This window comes from Ruegeria sp. YTSA075, assembly GCF_059610245.1.
Map to the genome: position 1 here is coordinate 338757 of NZ_JBXWNG010000003.1, position 23290 is coordinate 362046.

Annotated in this window: 19 protein-coding genes and 1 riboswitch; of the genes, 8 read left to right on the forward strand and 11 right to left on the reverse strand. The window is 58.5% G+C overall.

Translation table 11 applies throughout. From position 1 onward, the window contains the following. Window positions 1-74: 74 nt before the first annotated feature. The 6 genes from AC2FGE_RS07710 to AC2FGE_RS07735 all read right to left on the reverse strand — a co-directional run bounded on the left by AC2FGE_RS07710 (window position 75) and on the right by AC2FGE_RS07735 (window position 8923). Entirely contained in the window at window positions 75-1445 is a 1371-nt protein-coding gene (locus tag AC2FGE_RS07710) for a multicopper oxidase family protein (protein ID WP_496818627.1), read from the reverse strand. 73 nt (window positions 1446-1518) lie between these two features. Beyond that, entirely contained in the window at window positions 1519-2160 is a 642-nt protein-coding gene (locus tag AC2FGE_RS07715; protein WP_496818777.1) for a cell wall hydrolase, read from the reverse strand. Window positions 2161-2346: 186 nt separating this feature from the next. Beyond that, window positions 2347-4887, reverse strand: coding sequence for a putative PEP-binding protein (locus tag AC2FGE_RS07720; protein ID WP_496818628.1), 2541 nt, complete (start codon window positions 4885-4887; stop codon window positions 2347-2349). A gap of 64 nt (window positions 4888-4951) precedes the next feature. Continuing rightward, on the reverse strand, window positions 4952-7171 hold the full coding sequence (glyS, locus tag AC2FGE_RS07725; RefSeq protein WP_496818629.1) for a glycine--tRNA ligase subunit beta: 2220 nt from the start codon (window positions 7169-7171) through the stop codon (window positions 4952-4954). 9 nt (window positions 7172-7180) lie between these two features. Then, window positions 7181-8392 carry a sodium/glutamate symporter gene (gene gltS, locus AC2FGE_RS07730; RefSeq protein WP_496818630.1) on the reverse strand — a complete coding sequence of 404 codons (1212 nt, stop codon included), beginning with the start codon at window positions 8390-8392 and terminating at the stop codon, window positions 7181-7183. 9 nt (window positions 8393-8401) lie between these two features. Next, window positions 8402-8923, reverse strand: coding sequence for a DUF6446 family protein (locus AC2FGE_RS07735; protein WP_496818631.1), 522 nt, complete (start codon window positions 8921-8923; stop codon window positions 8402-8404). 75 nt (window positions 8924-8998) lie between these two features. Between AC2FGE_RS07735 and AC2FGE_RS07740 the strand changes: the two genes are divergently transcribed. Beyond that, the gene (locus AC2FGE_RS07740) at window positions 8999-9631 is read left to right on the forward strand and encodes a MarC family protein (RefSeq protein WP_496818632.1); all 633 of its coding nucleotides are present in this window, start codon (window positions 8999-9001) and stop codon (window positions 9629-9631) included. Window positions 9632-9639: 8 nt separating this feature from the next. On the opposite strand, the gene AC2FGE_RS07745 is transcribed toward AC2FGE_RS07740, so the two are convergent. Continuing rightward, window positions 9640-10569 (reverse strand): glycine--tRNA ligase subunit alpha, encoded by a 930-nt coding sequence (locus tag AC2FGE_RS07745; protein WP_496818778.1) that lies wholly within the window; start codon window positions 10567-10569, stop codon window positions 9640-9642. A 207-nt stretch (window positions 10570-10776) separates the two neighbouring features. Here AC2FGE_RS07745 and AC2FGE_RS07750 point away from each other — a divergent pair, with 207 nt between their 5' ends. Further along, on the forward strand, window positions 10777-12516 hold the full coding sequence (locus AC2FGE_RS07750; RefSeq protein WP_496818633.1) for a serine protease: 1740 nt from the start codon (window positions 10777-10779) through the stop codon (window positions 12514-12516). Window positions 12517-12570: 54 nt separating this feature from the next. On the opposite strand, the gene AC2FGE_RS07755 is transcribed toward AC2FGE_RS07750, so the two are convergent. Both AC2FGE_RS07755 and AC2FGE_RS07760 read right to left on the reverse strand, forming a co-directional pair. Continuing rightward, entirely contained in the window at window positions 12571-14145 is a 1575-nt protein-coding gene (locus AC2FGE_RS07755; protein ID WP_496818634.1) for a 5-guanidino-2-oxopentanoate decarboxylase, read from the reverse strand. After that, window positions 14145-15593, reverse strand: coding sequence for a TrkH family potassium uptake protein (locus AC2FGE_RS07760; RefSeq protein WP_496818635.1), 1449 nt, complete (start codon window positions 15591-15593; stop codon window positions 14145-14147). Before AC2FGE_RS07760 ends, AC2FGE_RS07755 begins: the two co-directional genes overlap by 1 nt. Window positions 15594-15604: 11 nt before the next feature. Between AC2FGE_RS07760 and AC2FGE_RS07765 the strand changes: the two genes are divergently transcribed. Further along, entirely contained in the window at window positions 15605-16246 is a 642-nt protein-coding gene (locus AC2FGE_RS07765) for a hypothetical protein (protein ID WP_496818636.1), read from the forward strand. 415 nt (window positions 16247-16661) lie between these two features. On the opposite strand, the gene folE2 is transcribed toward AC2FGE_RS07765, so the two are convergent. Both folE2 and metZ read right to left on the reverse strand, forming a co-directional pair. After that, complete coding sequence (gene folE2 / locus AC2FGE_RS07770) at window positions 16662-17762, reverse strand: GTP cyclohydrolase FolE2 (protein WP_496818637.1); 1101 nt, start codon at window positions 17760-17762, stop codon at window positions 16662-16664. A gap of 199 nt (window positions 17763-17961) precedes the next feature. Then, complete coding sequence (gene metZ / locus AC2FGE_RS07775; protein ID WP_496818638.1) at window positions 17962-19152, reverse strand: O-succinylhomoserine sulfhydrylase; 1191 nt, start codon at window positions 19150-19152, stop codon at window positions 17962-17964. A 65-nt stretch (window positions 19153-19217) separates the two neighbouring features. Then, window positions 19218-19295: riboswitch (SAM riboswitch) on the reverse strand. Window positions 19296-19427: 132 nt separating this feature from the next. Here metZ and AC2FGE_RS07780 point away from each other — a divergent pair. The 5 genes from AC2FGE_RS07780 to AC2FGE_RS07800 all read left to right on the forward strand — a co-directional run bounded on the left by AC2FGE_RS07780 (window position 19428) and on the right by AC2FGE_RS07800 (window position 23270). Then, window positions 19428-20363, forward strand: a complete 936-nt coding sequence (locus AC2FGE_RS07780; protein ID WP_480827570.1) for an alpha/beta hydrolase — start codon at window positions 19428-19430, stop codon at window positions 20361-20363. Between the two features lie 23 nt (window positions 20364-20386). Next, complete coding sequence (locus AC2FGE_RS07785) at window positions 20387-21076, forward strand: glutathione S-transferase N-terminal domain-containing protein (protein WP_496818639.1); 690 nt, start codon at window positions 20387-20389, stop codon at window positions 21074-21076. 61 nt (window positions 21077-21137) lie between these two features. After that, window positions 21138-21965 carry a creatininase family protein gene (locus tag AC2FGE_RS07790; RefSeq protein WP_496818640.1) on the forward strand — a complete coding sequence of 276 codons (828 nt, stop codon included), beginning with the start codon at window positions 21138-21140 and terminating at the stop codon, window positions 21963-21965. Between the two features lie 259 nt (window positions 21966-22224). After that, window positions 22225-22548 (forward strand): 2Fe-2S iron-sulfur cluster-binding protein, encoded by a 324-nt coding sequence (locus AC2FGE_RS07795; protein ID WP_209504265.1) that lies wholly within the window; start codon window positions 22225-22227, stop codon window positions 22546-22548. Continuing rightward, window positions 22548-23270 carry an FG-GAP repeat domain-containing protein gene (locus AC2FGE_RS07800; protein WP_496818641.1) on the forward strand — a complete coding sequence of 241 codons (723 nt, stop codon included), beginning with the start codon at window positions 22548-22550 and terminating at the stop codon, window positions 23268-23270. Before AC2FGE_RS07795 ends, AC2FGE_RS07800 begins: the two co-directional genes overlap by 1 nt. Window positions 23271-23290: the final 20 nt, after the last annotated feature.

The window sequence follows — 23290 nt, forward strand, 5'->3', positions numbered from 1 at the left end:
CAGTTTGCCCAGTTTAGGCGTTTCGAGGGCCTATAACATCCATACAAACGCCATTCCAACCGCTGATTGCGGCGTCAGGTGACGCGAAACCAGCTCATCATCCCAGCCGCGGCGTGCCCCAGCATGTGGCAATGCAGCAGCCAATCACCCGGATTATCCGCGACCAATACCACCTGTCGGGTTTGCCCACGCTCGACCAAAACCGTATCACGCCAGGGACCCAGCGACCCATCCTCCAGCACCAGACGGAAGTGGTGACCATGCAGATGCATGGCATGTGGGAAAGCGGTTTCGTTTACGAATGCAATCCGGTGAATGCTACCTCGCGCGGCGTCCAGAAACGGATCAGATGGGCGCTCGGCGATACCGTTCAACGCCCAGAACCGCCCAAGCTGCGCCAGTTCACGGCCTGACAATTCAGCACCGCCAAGTCTCGCGCTTTGCAACCAACGCATCGCCCCGCCCTGCAAAACCATCTGGTGCAACGGGGCGGTGCTGATCTGCGTCACCTCGGGCACGGGATTGCGCGGCAGGGAAGCTATGCCATCACGCGGGGCACGGGCCGCGCTTTCTTTCACATCGAACCGCACCAGACCAAAGGCGCCGTCTCGCTCGACGCTGACCAGACTTGCTGTGGTCTGGGCAAGAACATCGACAATCAAATCGACCCTCTGTGCGGGGGCCAACGGGAAAGTGTCGGCGACCCTCAGCGGGGATTCCAGAGGCATCCCATCCAGCGCGACAATCCACCCAGTCAGGCCGTCGAGGTCCAGGTCGTATATCCGGGCGTTTGATGCATTGATCAGGCGGAGCCTGAGACGCTGGTTTCGGCGCACCCGGAAGGCTGGATCAAATACGCCATTGACGGTGACGATATTCCCAAGGCGACCCGCATGGCTCAGATCATGGCCATTGTTGAAATCATCGGAAATCTGAGCTGTTTCCGGGTCCAGACGCCAGTCATCCAGCATCAGGGTCAAGTCCTGATCTACGTCGGCGGCGGCGGCTTCTTCGACAATCAAGGGCCCATAGAGCCCGCGCGCGACCTGTTCGACCGAGCGATTATGAGCATGATACCAATAAGTGCCCGCATCAGGGACGACAAAGTCATAATCGAAGGTCCCATCTGGTGCGACGGCTTGTTGCGTCAGGCCCGGAACCCCGTCCATCGCATTGTCGATACGAATGCCATGCCAATGGATCGATGTTGGCTGAGGAAGCTTGTTTATTAAGCGGCGCTGAACACGATCCCCTTGCCGAAACTTCAGTGTCTGGCCCGGAACCGTACCCTCAAATCCCCAGATTTCCGTTTCAGGAAATCCCTCTGGCGCTAGGCGCTGACGGGCAACGCGCGCTTCGAGCTGTGGGAACTCAGCCTTCACCGCACCCGGCAGCAGCGACGCTGCTGCTGCGGCTTTCAGGAGTTGTCTTCGATTGATTGGCATTGCGGGCCTCCTGACCCGCAATATAGACGGCAATTCGCCTCGCGCCATCAAGCTTCCAGCGCGGGTGCGTCAATCAGTTGCTCGCCGTCCGGTAGTTGTGACGATAGAAAACATGCACACCGATCTTGGCGGTCTGCTTGTAGACCCGCGACCAGGACGGGCTCACAGCCGTCGTGTGATAGTGGGTCGCCCCTTCGGTCAATTCCTTGGACACCCCGTCGATCGCCGCGCGCGCCACTTTTGATACGCGTTCGAACGCTTTCTGTTCGTGGATCACCTCTTTGCGGCCATCGCAGGTGTAGGTGAACTGACATTGATACTTCTTGCCAGTACCCTGACGGATCACCCCACACAGGCTGTCAGGAAAGCGGCTGCTTTTGACCCGGTTCAGGATCACTTCGGCCACGGCAAACTGACCGCGCACACTCTCACCACGGGCTTCGAAATACAGCGCCTCCGCGAGGCAGCGCCAGTTTTCATCCCCGGTGGCCTTCGGTTGCTGGTCCAGCCAGTCCTTGGAGTAGGAGACTTGAATGGGTTCAGCCGATTTGCGCGGCTTGAACAATTTAAAATAGTCACGGAAACTTTGCGCCGGCAGTTCATTGCGGGCGACAAGTTCTTGCTTAGCAGAATCGGTTGCTTCCCTCTCGGCGAAGGAAGCAGTTGGCAGCATGGTTGCTGCCAATGTGGCAACAGCCATTATGTAACGTAGCATCAGATAACCTCGCACAGGCACTTAACGCGCCAAACCCTCCCCCGGCGGGCGCGACGAGGCATTTAGCGCAGTCTGGCGCAAACGTCCAGATCAGAAGAAAAAGCAAGTGGAAAATTGCTCGTGGAGAAGAAAAAATTCTCCACAAGACTGCCTGTAACCCACTATTTCTTGGGTTTCAGGCCGCTGTCAACCCCCAAGTCTGGACGAAATCGCCAGTTGAGCGGCAGCCAGCCGAGCGACGGGCACCCGGAACGGGGAGCAGGAAACATAGTCAAACCCAAGATCACGGCAAATGGCGATTGATTCGGGGTTACCCCCATGTTCACCACAGACCGACAGGGTGACATCGGGCTTGGCCAAACGTCCGCGTTCCGCGCCAAGTTTCAGCAACTCCCCCACCCCATCCGGGTCCAGTACATGGAACGGATCTTCGGTAAACACCCCCTGCCGGACATAGGCCGACATGAACCGACCCGCATCATCGCGCGATAGGCCATACGTCATCTGCGTCAGGTCATTGGTCCCGAAGCTCAGGAAAGAGGTATGTGGTGCAATCTCCTCGGCCCGCAGACAGGCGCGCGGTGTTTCAACCATGACGCCAAGCCGATATTCAAATTCCTGCCCCTGCTCCGACGCGACTGCCGCAGCCACCGAGTCGATGCGGGATTTGACCAGCTCAACCTCACGCTTGGCCGAGACCAGCGGGATCATAACCTCGGGTACAACCGGCGCGCCGTTTTTGCGGGCCTCCAACGTGGCCTCAAAGATCGCGCGCGCCTGCATGTCGTATATTTCGGGAACGGTGACGCCAAGCCGCACACCGCGCATGCCCAGCATCGGATTGTATTCCGACATCTCCTCGACTCGGCGTTCGACGTCAGAAACAGGTAAATCCAAGGCTTCGGCCAGTTCGCGCTGGCCACTGCGTGTGGTCGGCAAAAACTCATGCAACGGTGGATCAAACAGGCGGATACAGACCGGCTGACCCTCCATGATCCGGAACAGCTGGATGAAATCCTCGCGCTGCATGGGCAGCAGCCGTTCCAGCACTGCAGACCGCCCCGACGGCGTCTGAGCAAAGATCATCTCGCGCATTACGATCAGGCGGCCGGGGTCAAAGAACATATGTTCGGTCCGGCACAGTCCGATGCCTTGCGCCTCGAAATTGCGCGCGGTTTGGGCGTCTGCCGGTGTGTCCGCATTGGCCCGGATCGCAATATCCCGCTCGGCGTCTGCCCAGCCCATAAGTGTTTGAAAACAATCGTCCAAAGCGGCTTCCAGCATCGCGGGCTGCCCCGCCAGAACCTGCCCTGACGTCCCGTCGATGGTTAGAACATCCCCGGTTTTGAACGTCCGTCCATCCGGCGCAGTCAGAAGCTTTTTCTTGGTCTGGAAGCGCATCCCCGACGCCCCGACGATGCAAGGCAGGCCCAGCCCGCGCCCGATCACCGCCGCGTGGCTGGTCATGCCGCCCTTTTCGGTCAGAACCGCGACTGCCGCATGCATCCCCCGCACATCCTCAGGCGAGGTTTCGCGGCGGACCAGAATACAGGCTTCCCCCCGTGCCGCACTGGCCTGCGCCTCTGGCGCAGTGAACACGATCTTACCGGTCGAGGCACCTGGGCTGGCCGCAATTCCGGTTGTCAGGATATCGCGTTTTGCGTCGGGATGGACCTGACGGTGCAACAGCTCGTTCAGCGCGTGCGGATCGACACGCATCACCGCCTCTTGCGGCGGGATGATCCCGTCTTCGGCAAGCCTTACAGCAATGCGCATCGCTGCACGGGCGGATCGCTGCACACGCACACCATCCAAAATATGCACATGACCGTTTTCGATCACGAACTCGACCTGCATTTCCTCGCGCAGTTTCTCGCGCATCAGCGCGGCTTGCGCTTTGAGATCGGCAAAGGCTTTGGGCGCCAGTTCTTCCAGCGACTGCCCGCGCGGGTCTTTTTCCAAGTACAGCGCCGCAACACCTTCGCCCAAAGCATCGCGTCCCTGGCTCTGGCTTAGATACCGCCCGGTAATCTGTGGCATTCCGGTTGTGATATCAACCAGTTGCAGCACGCCCGAGCCGCATTCACCCTGCCCGACACCGGGGATCATTTCCTGAATGACCAGCCCAAGCCCTGCATCCGCCGGGGCCCCTTTCGCCTGACGCAGCAACCGGGCCGACGTGCCATCCCACGCCCGCGCCATGGATCGTAAGACGCCGACCAACTGCTCTCCGCGATCCTGCGGAAAGGCCTCGTCGGTCTCATCTTCATAGGCACGCAGAGACAGCTTTAGCCCTTCGCTGCCATCAGCTTCGATGTCATCAAACACATCCGCATCCAGCCGCGCGACATGGATGGCGTAGCTTTGAACAAATCTCAGATATAGCGCGGCGGCGGCTTCGGCCCCCATCTGATCAGACAGGTCCACATAGCGCGCATCGTTCATCCCGATGTTCAGAACCGCACCCGGACCGCCCCAATCAGGGTCTTCGGAACTGGGCCGCACGCACAGCAGCGCCGTGTCGTCAAACTGTTCCAAAATCGCGGTAATATCCGGCACCTGACCATCGGCAATCTGTTGCACAAGATCAAAGGACAGCGCCACAGTGCGCGGCACTGGTAGGTCCAGCCGGACAAGGCGTTGCAAACATTTGGCCCGCCCGCCATGGGTACTGGCGGCAACGGGTGCTTGGGACGTGATGAGCGTGGTATGCGGGTTATTCTGCACTGCGGCACCTTTTAGCTTCGCCGCAGCATAAGCCCTTGCACCAACGGCGCAAGGGCGATCTGGCTTATCCTTCGATCTTGGTCAGATCAGCAACGCTGGAACAGATCGTGCGGATTTGGCTCAGCAGGTTCAGGCGGTTGCGGCGCAGGATGTCATTGTCGGTGTTGACCTGCACATCCTCAAAGAACGCATCCACCGGCCCGCGCAAGCTTGCCATGGCGGCCATGGCGGTCGGGAAATCCTCGGCTTTCAACGCCGGATCAATCTGCGCCTGCGCCTGATCCAAGGCGGCAAATAGCGCCTTTTCGCTATCCGTCTCGGCAAATTTTACATCCGCGCCGTAGGAGTATTCGACCCCGTCTTTCTCCTCGGCCTGCGTCAGAATGTTGTTGGCCCGCTTGAACCCTTGCACAAGGTTTTCCCCATCCTCGGTCGAGATCACCGCATTCAGAGCACGGGCGCGTTTGACGAGCAGGTTAAGGTCATCATTGCCGTCCATCGCGATACAGGCGTCGATGATGTCATGCCGGATGCCCTCATCGCGGAGGAAGACCTTAAGGCGGTCGTGGAAGAACGAGAGGAGATCGTCGGATGCGTCAGGAACCTTATTCTCGAGCTCCAGAAAAGCAGCCGCAGGCAATCCTACAATTTTGTCCTTAACAGTCTGGAATGCAGCGCCAAAGACGCCATGATCCGCGATTTCCTCCAAAAGGTCGCGGACACTCGCATCCGGAAGCGCCTCATTAACAGCGCTCTCCGCGCGAACCAACTGGCTATCAAAGAAGCGGTCCAATCTGATACGCAGATTGTTATCCAAGATCAGTCGAATAGCACCTAACGCCGCACGGCGCAGCGCAAACGGGTCTTTCGACCCGGTCGGCTTCTCATCAATCGCCCAGAACCCGGTCAGCGTGTCCAACTTATCTGCCAGCGCCACGGTCACCGAAAGCGGCGCAGCGGGCACGTCATCCGACGGCCCCAATGGCGAGTAATGCTCCTGCGCCACGGCGGCCACGGCGGCATCTTCGCCCGCGGCTTCGATGTAATATCGGCCCATAAGCCCCTGAAGTTCGGGGAATTCATAGACCATCTCGGAACTCAGATCGGCCTTGGCCAGACGTGCGGCTTTCTCGGCCTGATCCGCATCCGCTCCGACCACCGGGGCCAGTTCGCGGGTCAATGCGGCGATGCGATCGATCCGTTCCGCCTGCGTGCCGAGCTTGTTGTGGAAAGTCACATTCTCCAACGCGCGGGTCCATTGGGCGATGTCTGACTTGGCAACGCGCAGGTCATTCTCCCAAAAGAACTTGGCGTCGGCCAGACGGGCCGACAGCACCTTTTGGTTCCCCGCCAGAATGGTCGCGCCGTTGTCGGCGGTTTCACGGTTGGCGACAGTGATGAAGCGTTCGATCCGGCCCGTTTTAGGGTTCTTCACGGAAAAGAACTTCTGATGCTCTTTCATCGACGTCTGCAGCACCTCGGGTGGCAGTTCCAGAAACTCCTCGTCGATCTGCCCCATCAGCACCACAGGCCATTCGACAAGACCGGCGACCTCGGCCAGCAAGCCCTTGTCCTCGACTACCTCCAGACCGGCGGCAAAACCCATGTTCTGCGCGTCGTTCCAGATATGTTTGGCGCGTTCCTCAGGCGACAGCACCACAAAGGCGCGTTTCAGCTGGGCTGCATAATCCTCGTACGATGTGACCGAAAACCGGTTCGGCGCCATGAAGCGGTGGCCTTCAGTGGTGTCTCCGGCTTTGATCCCCTCGACCTCCAATGGCACAACCTGCGCGCCCGTCTCATCGCTGAGGATGCACAGGATCGAGTGCAAGGGCCGCACCCAGCGCATCGGGCCACTGCCCCAGCGCATCGACTTGGGCCATGGGAAGTTGCGAATGGTGGCCTCAAGCACTTCGGCCACGATCTCAGCCGCCGGGCGTCCAGGCTTTTCGATGGAGGCGAAATAAACAGCGCCTTTGGGCGTGTCGCGTTCTTCCAACTGGTCGCGGGTCAGACCTGCGCCACGCAAGAAGCCTTCAATGGCTTTGTCGGGTGCGCCGACCTTGGGGCCTTTGCGTTCCTCACGGATCGTCGGGCTCTCAGACAGTACCCCTTCGACCGCCAGTGTCAGGCGGCGCGGCGTGGTCAGGGCAGCGGCCCCGGCATAAGTCAAACCGGCCTCGACCAAACCATCGGTGATCCGCTTTTTCAGCTCCTCTCCAGCGCGGGTCTGCATGCGCGCGGGGATCTCTTCAGAGAACAGTTCGATCAACAGGTCGGGCATAGTCGGTCCTTAGAAATTCACAATCGTCTGAATGACGATGGCATTGGCGATATCCACAAAGAAGGCGGATACAAGGGGCAGCACGATAAAGGCAATAGGCGACGGACCATATCGCTTGGTTACGGCTGTCATATTTGCAATTGCGGTCGGGGTTGCGCCCAGGGCGAAGCCACCGAACCCCGCGGCCAGAACTGCGGCGCGGTAGTCCGAGCCCATCACCGGGAACAGAACCCAAAGCACAAAGAGAACCGCAAACAGGGTCTGCGCCGTCATGATCACTGCAATGGCCAACCCCAGTTCGGCGATTGTCCAGAGTTGCAGGCTCATGAGCGACATGGCCAGAAAGGCCCCCAGCGCGAATTCCGAGATCAGTGCCAGCGACGGGGTCCGTGACACTTTGGGCGCGCCCGGAAAGACGGCCGTGCGAAGATTAGAAATGAGAATGCCCATGATCAGGCAGGGCACGAACAGGGGCAGTTTCAGACCCGTAGCACTGATCACCTGATCCAGCCCATATCCCGTGATGATTGCCAAGTTCAGATACAGCAATACCCGCATGATCGTCAGGTGGTTGATCTGGGTTTTTGCTTCCGTGGTGTCTTCGGGAAGGCCGACGCTGTGTTCTTCCTCGGGCCTACTGGGGCTGAGGTTGCGACCTTCGATCAGCAGGCGCGCAATGGGGCCACCCACAAGTGCGGCCAGAACCAAGCCCAAAGTCGCAACAGCAACGCCTAGTTCGGTCGCACCGTCCAGCCCTGTCGCCGCGGCCACTTCGGGCGCCCAGGCAATCGCGGTTCCATGCCCACCGATCAGCGCGGCGGAACCGAACAGAACCCCCGCCTGCGCAGGATAACCAAACAGCGCCGCACCCGCAGCACCGATAACGTTCTGAAACACGATGGTCGCCAATGTCAGGATCAACAACAAAAGCAAAGGCTTGCCCCCCGCGATCAGATCCGACAGGCGCGCGTTCAGACCAATCCCGGCGAAAAACAGAACCAGCAGGAAATCACGGGCTGTCAGGCCAAATGACAGCTCAATGCCAAACAGCAGGTAGAGCAGCAGAACGACAATTGATGCCAGCAGCCCCCCTGTCACCGGCTCAGGGATGTTGAAGCTGCGCAACGCAGAAACCCGTGCGTTGATCTCGGCCCCGATCAGATAGACGGCAAAGCCCAGCGTGGCCGTCAGAAAATCGGGGATTTCGACGACATGGCTCACTGCGTTCCCCTATTCCTGCGGTCGGGGCGGGCATTCTTCACCCACCACGGTACCGTCATAAGCCTTTTCGCCGCAATTGTTGAGCGCGTGCCAGACATAACCCTTGCCGTCCTGCGTCACGGCCACGATGCGATCAACACCATAGTGAATATTCTTGGTGCCCATGAACGCCTGCGCCTGCCCGCCTTTTAGCGCATCCGCCAAGGCGGGCGCGTCATAGCAATCGAACCAACCTGGCGCAGTCAGGGGCTCGGGGTCTTCTACCGGAGTGAAAGCGGTCATCTGATCTAGCATCAGGTCCGTCTCGAAACACGCCCGATAGCGAATCGGAGAGCTATCGGCATCGATTGCCTGAAACGCAGTATAGGCAATCGCTTGGGGCTGATCCGCCCCCGTCGCCAGCAACAGCACATCCTGCCCGGGCTGCGGCTCAACCTCGTAATAGAAGCCATAGACCTGCAGATAATACATCCCTCCGCCCGCCAAAACGGCCGACAACAACAGGATCAGAGCGAGCAATTTTCCGGTCATCTATGACGCCTCTTTCATATTGGCAGAAAATAGGACAGGGTCCGCAGCTGTACAGGATGAAACGAGGCAATACGCATGGATACCACCCTTGCCGTCGGATTTTTTGGCGCGCTGTTTGCGATCATGAACCCGGTCACAAATCTGCCCGTGTTTCTGAGTGTCACACAGGATCTTCCCGTTGCGGATCAGCGCAAAGTCGCCGTGAAAACAGCGACCTACTGCCTGATCCTTGGGTCGGCCTTTGCGCTGATCGGCAATCAGGCGCTGGGACTGTTTGGCATCAGCGTCGATGACCTGCGGGTGGCAGGTGGTCTGGTTGTTCTGATGATCGGGCTGAACATGCTGAATGGGAACGAAAGCAGCTCGCATCACGGAACCGAAGGGGAGAAAAAGTCCTACCCGGCGCCCGAGACGGTGGCGTTTTATCCGCTGGCCTTTCCAATTCTGGTTGGCCCAGGCACGATCACCACGCTGATCCTGTATGCAAGCCACATCAAGAAACCCGTTGAAGCCATTGCTTATGCTGGTGTATTTCTGGTCGTCGTCGCGATGTTGTTCATTACGTTTTGGAACGCATCGGCGCTGGCCAAGCGCCTGTCCGAAAATGCCCGGGTGATCATGAGCCGTTTCATGGGCATGATCCTGTCGGCCATCGCCATCAGCATGATCGCCGACGGCCTGAAGGTGTTGCTGCCCGGATTGGCCTGAGCTGCGCATCAGGCCCCGAACCCGGCGGCCTCGGTCTGGACAAAGGCATCGGCACATTGCTTTGCCAAGGCCCGAACACGGCCGATATAGGCCTGCCGTTCGGTGACCGAGATCACCCCGCGCGCATCGAGCAGGTTGAAGATGTGGCTGGCCTTGATGCACTGGTCATAGGCCGGATGCGCCATGACGATGCGCTTGCCGGTCTTGGGATCATCGTGTTCCTGCGCCAGAATGGTGGCGCATTCTGCCTCGGCCTCTTCGAAATGACGCAGCAGAACCTCGGTATTGGCCACGTCAAAGTTCCAGCGGGCGTATTCTTCTTCGGTTTGCTTGAAGATATCCCCATAGGTCAGCGGGCTGGGGGACTGAGGGTCATTGAACGGCATGTCCATCACATGGTCGATGCCCAGCACATACATCGCCAGACGCTCCAGCCCATATGTCAGCTCGCCCGAGACCGGAGCACAATCATGGCCGCCGACCTGTTGGAAATAGGTAAACTGGCTGACTTCCATCCCGTCACACCAGACCTCCCATCCTAAGCCCCAGGCGCCTAGCGTTGGGCTTTCCCAGTCATCCTCGACAAAACGAATATCATGCAGGTCCATGTCGATCCCGATGGCCTGCAAGCTGCCCAGATACAGGTCCTGCAAATCCGGCGGGCTGGGTTTGATCAGCACCTGATACTGATAGTAGTGCTGCAACCGGTTCGGGTTTTCTCCATAGCGCCCGTCCGTCGGACGGCGTGAGGGCTGAACATAGGCCGCGGCCCAGGCTTTGGACCCCAGCGCGCGCAAGGTGGTCGCCGGGTGGAACGTCCCTGCCCCGACCTCCATGTCATAAGGCTGCAGAATCGCACAGCCTTTCGAGGCCCAATAGGTCTGAAGCCGCAGGATTATTTCCTGAAAAGAACGCGGTGCGCTGGACTGTTCGGTCATGACATTCCCTTTGGGCGCTACATGCACCCGGTTCCGGTCGGTTTCGCCCTTCCTATGCAAGGGGCCAAGGGGCGTCAACGGGCCAATCGGCACATCCTGTATCTGCACAGCCACACAGTGAAATCCGCGTATTCACGCCATGGTATTTGGACCGCGAAATCGCGTATTCTGCGCCAAACGATCAACACTGCATAAAACGGGCAGAATATGACACGAGTTTTGACGGCATTTCTTTTGTTTCTTCTATTGGGAGTGCACACCGCATCTGCACAGCAAGACCAAGGCGTTTGGGTGCAGGTTGAAGCCCAACCATCGCTGCGTGAAGCGCAAGATCGTGCGCAGGCCTATGCCAGTGCTCTGCCCGATGTAAACGGGTTCCGCCTGAACAGCGGCTGGTACGCCATCGTGATCGGCCCCTATGCCCGCAGCGACGCGGAACAGGTTCTTCGGGTCTATCGCGCCGAGGGGCAAATCCCGCGCGACAGCTTCATTGCGTTCTCCAACGATCTGGGTCAGCAATTTTGGCCCGTAGGCGTTAATCTTCTGGATCGAGGGATAGTTGCACCCCCGGTTGAGCCGGAACCACAGCCAGAACAGAACCTGTCAGAGGTTGCCCCACAGGACACAGACGAAACACGCGCCGAAGCGCTGCAGTCCGAGCGTTTGCTGACCGCACAGGAACGCAAAGACCTGCAAACTGCGTTGCAGGCCGCAGGGTTCTATAACTCGTCCATTGATGGCGCATTTGGTCAGGGCACCCGCCGGTCGATGGGCGATTGGCAGCGTTTCAATGGCTATGAGGCGACCGGCGTTCTGACAACGCTGCAGCGTAAGGCGCTGATGGATGACTATAATGCCCCGCTGATCAGTGTCGGGATGGCATCCTATACCGACGACCAGGCGGGCGCATCTTTGGACATGCCACTGGGCGCGTTGGAATTTGACCGCTACGAGGCCCCGTTTGTCCATTTCAAATCAAGCTCCGATATCGGTGCTCTGGCGCTGTTGATCTCGCAGGAAGGCGACAAATCCACCCTGCGCGCGCTGTATGAAGTGATGCAGTCACTGGAAATCGTACCACTTGATGGTGCGCGCGAGCTGCGCGGTGATCGGTTCTCGCTGGAGGGGCGCGGAAACGGCATTGTTTCGTTTACGCAGGCCACGCTGAAAGACGGGCAGATCAAAGGATTCACTCTGGTCTGGCCCGAAGGGGATGAGGCGCGTCGCCTGCGCGTTCTGGCCGCGATGGTGCAAAGCTTTGCGACCACTGATGCGGTTCTGGATTCAGCAGCCGGGGCATCGGCGGACCAGCGGATCGACCTGATCTCGGGCCTGCAGGTGCGCAAACCGCGCCTGTCGCGGTCGGGTTTCTTTGCCGATTCCAGCGGGGCGGTTCTGACCGTGTCCGAAGCCGCAGACAACTGCACCCGGATCACACTGGACGGCGATCAAGAGGTTCAAGTGGCCTGGACCGATGCCGATCTGGGCGTTTCGGTCCTGCGCCCCAGCCAAAATCTCGCGCCCATGAATGTCGCCGCCTTCAGCGCAGACACCCCGCGCATTCAGTCTGAGATCGCGGTATCCGGCTTTTCCTATCAGGGTGCGCTTGGCGCTCCGACCCTGACCTATGGGCAGATCGCGGATATCCGTGGCCTAAACGGAGAAGAAGGCGTGAAACGTCTGGCCCTGAACGCCCAGCCCGGTGACGCGGGCGGCCCTGTCTTCAACGACAGCGGTAATGTGGTGGGCATGTTGCTGCCAACTCCGACCGAAGGGCGCACCCTGCCCGCTTCGGTCAGCCTGGCCGCAACTGCCGCGCGCCTAACGGATGTGTTGACCCAGGCCGGTGTGTCTGGACAGCCCAGTCAGGAAAGCACGCAAATCTCGCCCAACGAGTTAAACCGCAGGGCGACGGGCATGACCGTTCTGGTGCATTGCTGGGATTAAGCTTACCGCATTGGTAAATCTGAAAGCGCCGCGGTTTCCTGCGGCGCTTTTTTTTCACAGGATATCGGGCGTGACGTGGATCAGCGTTGGCCCTTCGGCCTGAAACGCAGCGCGTACCGCATCCTGCAGCCCATCCAGCGTAGAGGGCGCAGCAGACCGCGCGCCAAACGCCTCGGCCAGTTTGCAAAAAACGGGATTGCGCGCCTCAACTGCGTTTGGCGCGATCTGGCTGCGGATCATGCTGTCCTCGATCTCTTTCAGCTTGCCATTGTCCCACAGAATGATGGGCAGAGGCAGGCCAAGTTCGACTGCTACACCCAGTTCCTGCATCGTGTAGTGAAACCCATAGTCACCGGCGATCACCGCCGTTGGTTTCCCCCTGCGCGCAATTGCCCCGCCGATCCCGGCAGGCAGCGCATATCCCAACGTGCCAAAGCCTGTCGGGTGGTGCCAATGGTGGGGATAGGCCATATCCCAGACTTCTTTCGCGACATAGGCGAACTGCGTCATGTCGGAATAAATCATCGTATCGGCAGGCATTGCAGCGCGCAGGGCGTCGACGACCGGCACGATGCCCGGCCGTTCGGCATCCACCTCAGCCCGCCAGCGGGCGCGCGTTTCGGCAACCTCTTCCGCGGTCCAGCCCGTGGCGGGTTTGGCATCTTCGGTGACCGCCCATAGCGCCCGCGCGAAACTTGCACTATCCGCCTGAATTTTGACGGCGGCCCGGTGATGATCCGAAAGCACCTCGGGGTCCAGATCAACGCGGATCAGGGTGGCTTTGTGCCCAAGCTCGCGCCGCCACAGATCGACCTCTCCCAGTTCCGCACCAACCGCGATCACCAGATCGGCCGAGGCGATGACATCGGCGCTGCCGGGTCGGGGCAGCATCGCGCCAAAATCCAGCGGATAGTTTACCCCCGCCATACCGCGCCCGGCATAGGTGGTGAAACAGGCCGCGCCCAGCTGTGTCAGGATTTGCCGCCATTCGTTCGACCGGCAACCGCCCCCCAGAATGAACAATGGCCGTTTGGCAAGGTTCAGCAGCGAGACAACCGGAGCCACATCGGGCGGCTGCGCCTTGGTGCGCAGCGCGGGTTGGTTCGGAAACGGGGCCGGATCAGCATCAGCCTCCAGCTGTGCGATGGGCACCTGAATATGCTTGGGCCGGGGGCGATTGAGCTCAAACTCCTCAAATGCACGTTCCACCAACCCATAGGCAGCCTGTGCCGTATTCGCCTGTGCGGACCAGTCTACGACAGTTCCCGCCGCCGCTTGCTGATCCTTCATCTGATGCAACTGGCCGCGATACTCCTGCGTCTCATTCAGACAGGATGAAAGAACCAGCATCGGCACCGAGTCGCTATAGGCTTGCCCCATGGGCGTCATGATGTTGCACAAGCCCGGCCCGGTGATCACATAGGCCACACCCGGTTTACCGGTCGCACGCGCATATCCATCCGCCATGAACCCCGCCCCTTGTTCATGCCGCGCCAGAACATGGGTGATCCCCGCCTCTTCGATGCCTCGGTACAGTTCCTGATTATGCACACCCGGAATGCCAAAGATCGCATCCACGCCTCGATCCCTGAGCATGTGCGAGAGTTGCGCGCCAAGGTGTCTTTTCATCAGCTTCTCCAGAATTGAACTGTAAAGATTGCATAGACGGCCAACAGCTCCAGCCGTCCCACGAGCATGCCGATGATCAACAGCCATTTCGCTGTATCGTTCAGCCCGGAAAAGTTGCCCGCCGGTCCGATCTGATCACCCAGCCCGGGGCCCACATTGGCCAGTGCCGTCGCCGCACCCGAAACCGAGGTGATGAAATCGAGCCCGGTCAGCGCCAGCGCCCAGGACAGAACGCCCATCGACAGCACAAAGAACATGAAAAAGCTCATGACTGAGGTCAGAACGTCCCGGCTGACGGGGCGGCCATCATACAAGGGTACAAAGACACCATTTGGTGATCTGATACGCCGGATCTGTGTTTTGATCGACGCAAACAGCAGTTGATAGCGGAACACTTTGATCGAACAGGCGGTCGAGCCCGCGCAACCTCCAATCAGGCCGATCAGGAAGAACAGCATGATCGCAAAGCTACCCCAGTTCATATAGTCGACACTGGCGTAACCTGTGCCCGAAATGATCGAGGTAATGTTGAACAGGGATTCCCTGAACGCCTGTTCCCAATGGTGTGGAAACACAGATGTCAGGAACACCGACATGACGACGACCAGAACCAATATCGTGGCTATGAATGCTCTGATCTGACTGTCACGCCACAGTGAAAGCGTATGACCGTTGGCAAGCTGCACGTAGCGCACAAATGGCAGTGCCGCCAAAATCATGAAAACCGATGCGGCATATTCCGTCGGCCCTGCAAACGTCCCGAATGAGGCATCGTAGTTCGAAAACCCGCCGGTCGAGATTGTCGTGAACGCATGCACCAACGCATCAAAAAAACCCATGCCCAGTGCTGCGTAGACCAACATGCAGACAACCGTCAGGAACACGTAGATCAAGGATATCTGGCCCGCGATCTCCTGCGCGCGTGGCAGAATTTTCCCCATGGTTTCAAACCCTTCCGAACGGAAGATTTGCATCCCGCCCACGCGTAGCTCGGGCAGGAACACCATGGCGACAACGATGATACCAATGCCGCCCAACCATTGCAGAATGCCACGCCAAAGCAACAAACCTTGGGGCAGATCATCCAGCCCTGAAATGACGGTTGAACCGGTGGTGGTCAGCCCTGACATCGCCTCGAAATACGCATCGACAAAACGCAGTTCGGTTTCACCAAACAGAAACGGGATCGCCCCGAAGACTGGCAAGGCAACCCAGACGCCCGTGGTCAGCAAAAAGGTCTGGCGAATGGTCAGGCCCTCGCCCACCCCGTTCGAGCAGCTGATGGCCAGGACCGAACCCGCCAGCATGGTAATGATGGCGCTTTCCAGAAAGACATTCCATTCGCCGCGCCCTTCGATCAGGTCGGCAATCATAGGCAGCAGCATGGTCGCCCCAAGAATGGCGACCAGCAAGCCAATCACATATCCGACCGGGCGAAGATCCATCATGAGGCGCAGCGTTGGCGCGCCGACCCGACCGTGTCAAGCAGATGATCCGTGATTATTCGTCGGAACTCTCGGTTGCCTTGGGCATCACGGGCGGTTTTGACGGCGCGCGTGTGCGGCGGGCTTGGGGTTTCGGTGCTTCAGCCGCCTGCGCTGTCTTTTCAGCCGCCGCCTGCCGCGGCTTGGGCGCCGCTTTCGGAGTAGCCGTCGTTTTTGCTGCTGTTGCAGTGGCGTTTGCAACCGCAGACTTAGGAGTAACCGGTTTTGAGGCCCGCGCTTTCGGCGCTGGTTTCACCGCGACGGGTTTCGTAGCAGCGGGCTTTGGTGTTGCAGTCTTTGCTACGGGCGTTGCGGGTTTGGTGACGGCAGCTTCAACTTTGACAGGTGCTTTGGCTACAGCGGTAGGCTTTGCCACCGGCTCGGATTTAGCAACCGGCGCGGGCTTTGCTGCAGGTGCAGGTTTAGCTGCCGTGCGCGGTTTAGCCTTGAATTTCGCTGTTGTTGCTGCTTTGGGCTTCGCTGTAGTTGCCGCCTTAGGCTTTGATGCAGCAGGTTTTTTTGCCGGGGCTGCTTGGGCACGTTTTGCGACAGGCTTTGCAGGTGCAGGCGTTTTCGTAACGGGGGTCGACCCCGTGGTCGTCGCCTGCACTGCCTGAACCTGAGCAAATGGTAACTCCATCGCCGATCGGGCAACGATTTGCATGATCTTGATTTGGCTCACCATGGCGTAACCAGCCACGCGAAATGCCGCTGCCTGAAACTCCAGCGGTTGGGTAATTGGATTCATTACATGTCTCTCCTGTAACAGCGAAGCAGCTTAAAATCTGAGGGTGAGTGTCCCTGTCCGCCCAGATCATCAGGGCAGAGGCTTGGGTATTGCAGTCCAAGGCGTGGCACGTCTCGGTGTCCTTCCGGGGCAGCACGCAGGCCAGGGCCCATCATGCGGCAGCTGCATTCCCCACTACTCTTACATCAAAACATCACGCGATTGCAGCATTTTTGCTGCAATGCGGCGATAGGGCGCTGATACGCGCCCTTTGTGATGAAAATCCAGGCGCTTAGGCGCTGTCGTTACCCGACGTGGAACAGGGTTGTGAATAGTCTGGGGTCCAGACTGACCGCCTCGAAGGTGGGCCCCTCAGTCAAAACCGAAACCGCGTCATGACTGTGCAGACTTTCTTGATGGCTTGCGATCACACGGAAATCTCCGACATGGTGATCGGCCAGCAGCTCAGCACAGAACAGCCGTGCTGCATCTTCGACAAAGATCGGATTGGCCGCGTTCAGTTCGGCAAAGGCCTGTTCATCTTCACGTTTCACCATGACCTGCGTTTCTGTCGGCACCGCTCGGCGGCACAGTTCGATCAAATCCTCGAACCACAGGCAATCTGCATCGCAATCCACAACAACGGAAATCCGCGCGACCGAACGCTGAGAGTGCGGCGTTGCAAGCTGCCCCCGCTGCGACCGGGCATGCTCGCTCAGTTCCAGTGAACAGGGGCAGGTCGAAGAATAAACATAGTCCAGATGCATGATCTTTTGACGCACACCGTTCTGTTCGACCAGTTCCAGCGCGATGTCATAATACTGATATCCTTCCAGCCCCGAGCGCAGGCTTTTGACCTTCGCCGGATAGGAAAACCGCATCTGGATGCGGGCATCGAAACTGTCGAGATCGGTCAGATAGTCGCTCAGCGCGGCCTCAATCACCTCAAAGCTGAACGTCCGTTCCGCATGCTTATAGAAGGAGCGCATGATCCGGGACATGTTGATGCCCTTCTTCTCGGCCTCAAGGCTTACGGTGCCTGTGATCGAGGTCTCAAGCGTCAGGTCGTCCCCGCCCTTGCGATGAAAGCGGATTGGCAGGCGGAAGTTGGAAATCCCGACATGCTGGATCTGCTGCTTTGCACCACGGATCAGGCTGGACGGGCCATTTTGCAGATCGGGCAGCGAGGCGCGATAGGCGGCATCCACCGCAAATTCCTCGGGATATTCCCGCGCAAGCGCCGGATAGTTCTGTGCATCGAACCCCGGGATCAGCCGCGCCACAGCAGGATCAAGCTGCGAAATCTCAAGCGATGATGCAGTTTCGGCCCATTTGCGCAGCAGCTTCAGGGCGGCGGCGGCCTCATCACGGTCCGGAGTATCAATATCGCGCGGATGAACGTTCATTGGCTTAGGGTCCTTGATTGATCATCCTTGATATAGATGACTGCAGTTCATTTGCCAGTGTAGCGTTTTACGGATGCGATACCATTCCGGATTGAAATGAAATGAAAAATACCGGCGCTTTTAGGCCGATACCGACAGCGAGCACAGGGATACGCCGCGTTTCATCATGATAATGGGGGCATTCCCGCCCCCAATCGCCTCAGGTTTGTGACGCCTGCAAAGCGTTTCGGATATCAGTCAGCAGATCATCTGCGTCCTCAAGCCCCACAGAAAACCGGATCAATCCGGGGGTAATGCCCAGCTCATCCTTCTGCTCATCACTCAGGCGCTGATGTGTGGTCGTCGCCGGATGGGTCGCAATGGATTTCGCATCGCCCAGATTGTTCGAAATCACGGGAATCGTCATGGCATTGAGAAACTTAAACGCAGCGTCCTTGCCCCCTTTGATATCCAGCGACAGAACGGTGCCGCCTTTTCCGCCCAGTTGCGACTGTACCAGAGCGTTTTGCGCGTGGGTTTTCAGCCCCGGATAGAGCGTCCGCTCCAAAGCAGGATGCCCTTCCAGTGCTTCGGCGATGTGCTGGGCTGTGGCCGCTTGTGCATTCACACGTAAAGCCATGGTTTCCAGACCTTTCAGCATGACCCAAGCATTGAATGGGCTCAAAGCACCACCGGTGTGTTTTAGGTAAGGCTCAACCGTGCCCCGAATGAAGTCGCGCGTGCCGATAATGACACCGCCCAGTGCGCGCCCCTGCCCGTCGATATGTTTGGTGGCCGAATACACAACCACATCCGCGCCCTGCTCTACCGCACGCGAAAACACGGGGGTTGAGAACACATTATCCACCACGACCAGGGCACCTGCCGCATGGGCCAGCTTGGCAACCGCCTCGATATCGATCACTTCAAGCGTTGGGTTCGACATGGATTCGAAGAATACCGCCTTGGTGTCTGGCCGAATGGCGGCCTCCCACTGCTCCAGATCGGTGCCATCCACAAATGTCACCTCAACCCCAAACCGGGTCAGGATGTTTTCGACGATGTACAAGCAAGAGCCAAATAGCGCCTTGGCCGATACGATGTGGTCCCCGGCCTTCAGCATCGAGGTCAGCGCACCATTGACAGCAGCCATACCAGACGCGGTGGCAAAGGCATCCTCGGCCCCTTCCAGCGCGGCGATGCGCTGTTCGAACATGGACACGGTCGGATTACCGTAACGGGCATAAATGAACTCATCGGGGCCACATTCCAGAAACCGGGCCTCGGCCTGCTCGGCACTGTCGTAAACAAAGCCCTGGGTCAGGAAGATCGCCTCGCTCACCTCGTTGTACTGACTGCGACGAATGCCGCCATGGACGGCCTGAGTGCGTTTGTTCCAGCTCTCGCTCATGTCATTCCTTTCGGCCTCAATCCCCGAGGCGCATCAAAAAAACCCCAGACGCGGTCAAGCGAAAGGGGCCTTTCATCCTGACCTTTTAGCGGTGTTGTTTAGCGTGGCCCGCAATCCGGTAACAAATCGCCACGTGGTGTTGTTGCCCATACGCCGCAGTTGCGAATTCGTCAAGCCCGGCGCCTGCATCGTCACGGTTCTGTAATCGTTCATTCATTGAAACGTCATAGCGTCATGACAAAGCGGCACCACAACATCTTGTATGAGGCAGAACTATGCCAGTGATCAGGATCAATGCTGTCAACGGGCGTGCTGAATTGCACGGTAGTTCCCGCCCCTTGTTCGGGGCTTTGCAAGAGGCCCAGCAATCCGACGGTCCAGTCATTATCATGACCCACGGGTACAAGTACCGGCCGGATGATGCCAATGCCTGCCCACACCGGCATATTCTGTCGCTGCATCCCAAGGCGATGCCCTGGTACAGCCCCAGCTGGCCGCAACATCTGGGCTTTGGCAGCGGGTTTGAAGACGAAGGTTTGGCCATCGCCTTTGGCTGGGACGCGCGCGGCCCGCTCTGGTCAGCGCAGCGCCGCGCCGTTGAAGCAGGTAAGGTTCTTGCGGAGGTCATTCGTCAAGTGCATCACTTGAATCCTCAGCGTCCGATTCATTTCATCGGCCATTCGATGGGCACCGAACTGGCGCTTGAGGCGTTGCATCACATTCCAACGGGTGCACTCAGTCGCATCGTATCGCTCACCGGGGCTGCATATCAATCCCGCACCATTGCCGCCCTGATCACACCCGCCGGGCGCGCGGCCGAGTTCATCAATATCATCAGCCGCGAGAACGATCTGTTCGACTTTCTGTATGAAACCGCCATTCAGCCGCCCCGCCGCGGGGATCTTAGCATTGGCGCGGGCCTGACGGCACCAAACGCAGTCACATTGCAGATCGATTGTCCGGACACGGTGGATCACCTGTCGGCGCTGATCTTCCCACTCGCTGCGCCCGAGCGACGCATCTGTCATTGGTCCAGCTACACACGCCCCGGCGTGCTGCGCGTCTACAACGCCCTGTTGCGCGACCCCGAACGCCTGTGCCTGCACACGCTTAGGCGCGGAATCCCCAAGACGCCGCACCGGCGCTGGTCACGGCTTTTTGCCCTGCCCCGGCCGCAGGCACTCTTGCCGTTTGCGCAGAAAGCTTCATGATCCCCTCAGCTTGAGGAGATATCATGATCGATCTGTATTTCTGGCCCACGCCAAATGGCTGGAAGGTCTCTATCGCTTTGGAAGAGATGGAGCTGCCTTACTCCACCCATTTGATCAATATCGGCAAGGGTGATCAGTTTGATCCTGACTTTCTGAAATTTTCACCCAACAATCGTATGCCTGCCATCGTCGACCCTGACGGCCCGGATGACGCACCCGTTTCCGTGTTCGAAAGCGGCGCGATCCTCATGTATCTGGCGCGCAAGACCGGGCGTTTCTATGGCGAATCCGAACGGGACCGCATCGCCGTCGAAGAATGGCTGATGTGGCAGATGGGCGGTGTCGGTCCGATGGCAGGACAAGCACATCACTTCTTAAAATATGCCCCGCAGATGGACCCACCCCAGGACCTGCCCTATGCCAAGGATCGCTACCGCACCGAGGTCGGGCGACTCTACGGTGTGCTCGACAGACGGCTGGCAGAAAACGAATACGTCGCGGGCGATTTCTATTCCATCGCCGATATGTCGATCTGGGGGTGGGCCAGCCTGTGGGAAGGCCAGCAACAGATGCTCGAAGACAAACCGCATTTCACCCGTTGGCTCAACGCAGTCAGCGCCCGACCGGCGGTACTGGCAGGCCGCGCCCTGCATGCAGAGCTGCGAGGCGACCACCGGGACAAGTCAGCGCAAAGCGTTTTGTTCAAAAGGTAAGTGAGCTTAGGCTGTATTTGACGATCACTCTGCCGCCACAACCATTCATCAGGGAATACGCATGCGACATAAATCAGTCTGGGCAGCCTGTATCCTTGGCACGGGTTTGGCCGCCCTTGGCTACCTCTGGACCGCATCTGGCACCGACCGTGCCCATGACCAACTGTTTCTGGAACATATGACCTGGCCCGAAGTTCATGCGGCGCTGAATGCCGGGTACAAAACTGTTATCATTCCAACCGGCGGCACCGAACAGAATGGCCCCCATGCAGCGCTTGGAAAACACAATTTCGTTGTCACATATACCAGCCGAGAAATTGCCGAACGCTTGGGCGATGCCCTTGTGGCTCCGGTCATTCAATATGTTCCTGAAGGTGATGTAGCGCCAATTCCCACGGGACATATGCGGTGGCCCGGAACGATATCTGTACCCGAACCGGTTTTTGAACAGTTACTTATCGCGACGATCCGCAGCCTGGCTACACATGGGTTCAAAGAAATTCTGCTAATCGGAGACAGTGGTGGGAATCAGGCAGCACAAGACCGGGCTGCTGCCTCGATGACCGTTGAGCTTTCGCCTGCCGGCGTATCTGTGCGGCATGTTTCCGACTACTACGCAGACAATGGGCAAATCACTTACCTGCAAAACGAAGGCTTCAGCGTCGAACAAATCGGAAATCACGCTGCCCTGCGAGACACGTCAGAGCTTCTATACGTCAAACCGGACGCTGCAGGTCGTACAGAAACATCTGCGCCCTCCGGCTGGAACACAGGTTTTGACGGCCGCCCTGATCTTGCGACCTCCAAAATCGGTGAAGCAATGATCCAACTCAAGATCAACACCGCACTAGGTCAAATACGCCGCCTTCGAGCAGAAGAAACAGATTGAACCCGGCCAATCGCGCACCTGCAGCACAATAGGCGCCCCGGCCCGAGAAGCTTCGATTCACCACGCTCGACCGCGCCAATTGCGTCACCGGACCCTCGACCCGATATCGCTGCAAACAAGCATCAAAAAATCGCGAACAAATGGCAAACATCTACCGAGAAAGCCCAGACGCGGCGCGATGCGTCGCAATTGCCACTGGAAACACTTAGCTCCCTTGACTAATGAAGAATCCGAACATCGCAAAAGGAAGACGCACGCAATGGCAAAGATCACCTATGTCGAGCATGGCGGTACCGAACACACAGTCGAGGTCGCCAACGGACTGACCGTCATGGAAGGGGCCCGTGACAACAATATCCCAGGCATCGAGGCCGATTGCGGCGGTGCCTGCGCCTGCTCGACCTGCCATGTGTATGTCCACCCCGACTGGGTCGAGAAGATCCCGGCAAAGGACGACATGGAAGAGGACATGCTGGATTTCGCCTATGAGCCCGACCCGGCCCGCTCGCGCCTGACCTGCCAGATCAAGGTCACCGATGCGCTGGACGGCCTGATTGTCCAGATGCCTGAAAAGCAGATCTGATGTCATCTTGGCCGGTGGCCGCCGTCGCAATCGCATTTGGCGTTTGTCCGTTTCAGGCTCGGTCACAGCAACCATGGCAATATGAACCACTGGGCTCGGCGGAATACGCCGAACCCACTTCGCGGTATCCACATGGCGTTCTCGGCGATCAGATCGAGTACGGCGCGTTGGTTCTGCAATACGCACCTACATGGGCAAAATATACAATCCGGCTACCCAAGGAACGGGTTTTCGAAGACATCCAACCGCGCCTTGTCGACATAGACAATGATAACCGTCGAGAAGCACTTGTAGTCGAAAGCCATCGCGACAAAGGTGCAAGGCTCGCAATCTACAACGGTGGCGGCCTTATCGCTGCAACTCCTTACATAGGTACCCGCTTCCGTTGGCTGGCCCCAATCGGAGCCGCAGATCTGGATGGCGACGGCTATGTCGAAATCGCCTATATCGACCGCCCTCATCTGGCCAAAACCCTGCGTATCTGGCGTTTCAAGGATGACCGGCTAACTGAGATCGCCGCAATCCCCGGCCTGACCAATCACAAGATCGGTGAGGGTTTTATCTCAGGCGGCCTGCGCGACTGTAAAGGTCAACCAGAGCTGATTGTTATTAACGCCAACTGGTCCCGGATCATTGCAGTCTCTTACCAAACGGATTGGGTCAAAACCGATCTAGGCCCCTTCAATGGATCCGAAAGCCTTACCCAAGCCCTGACGTGCTGATCCAAACTTCATCTGGCCCA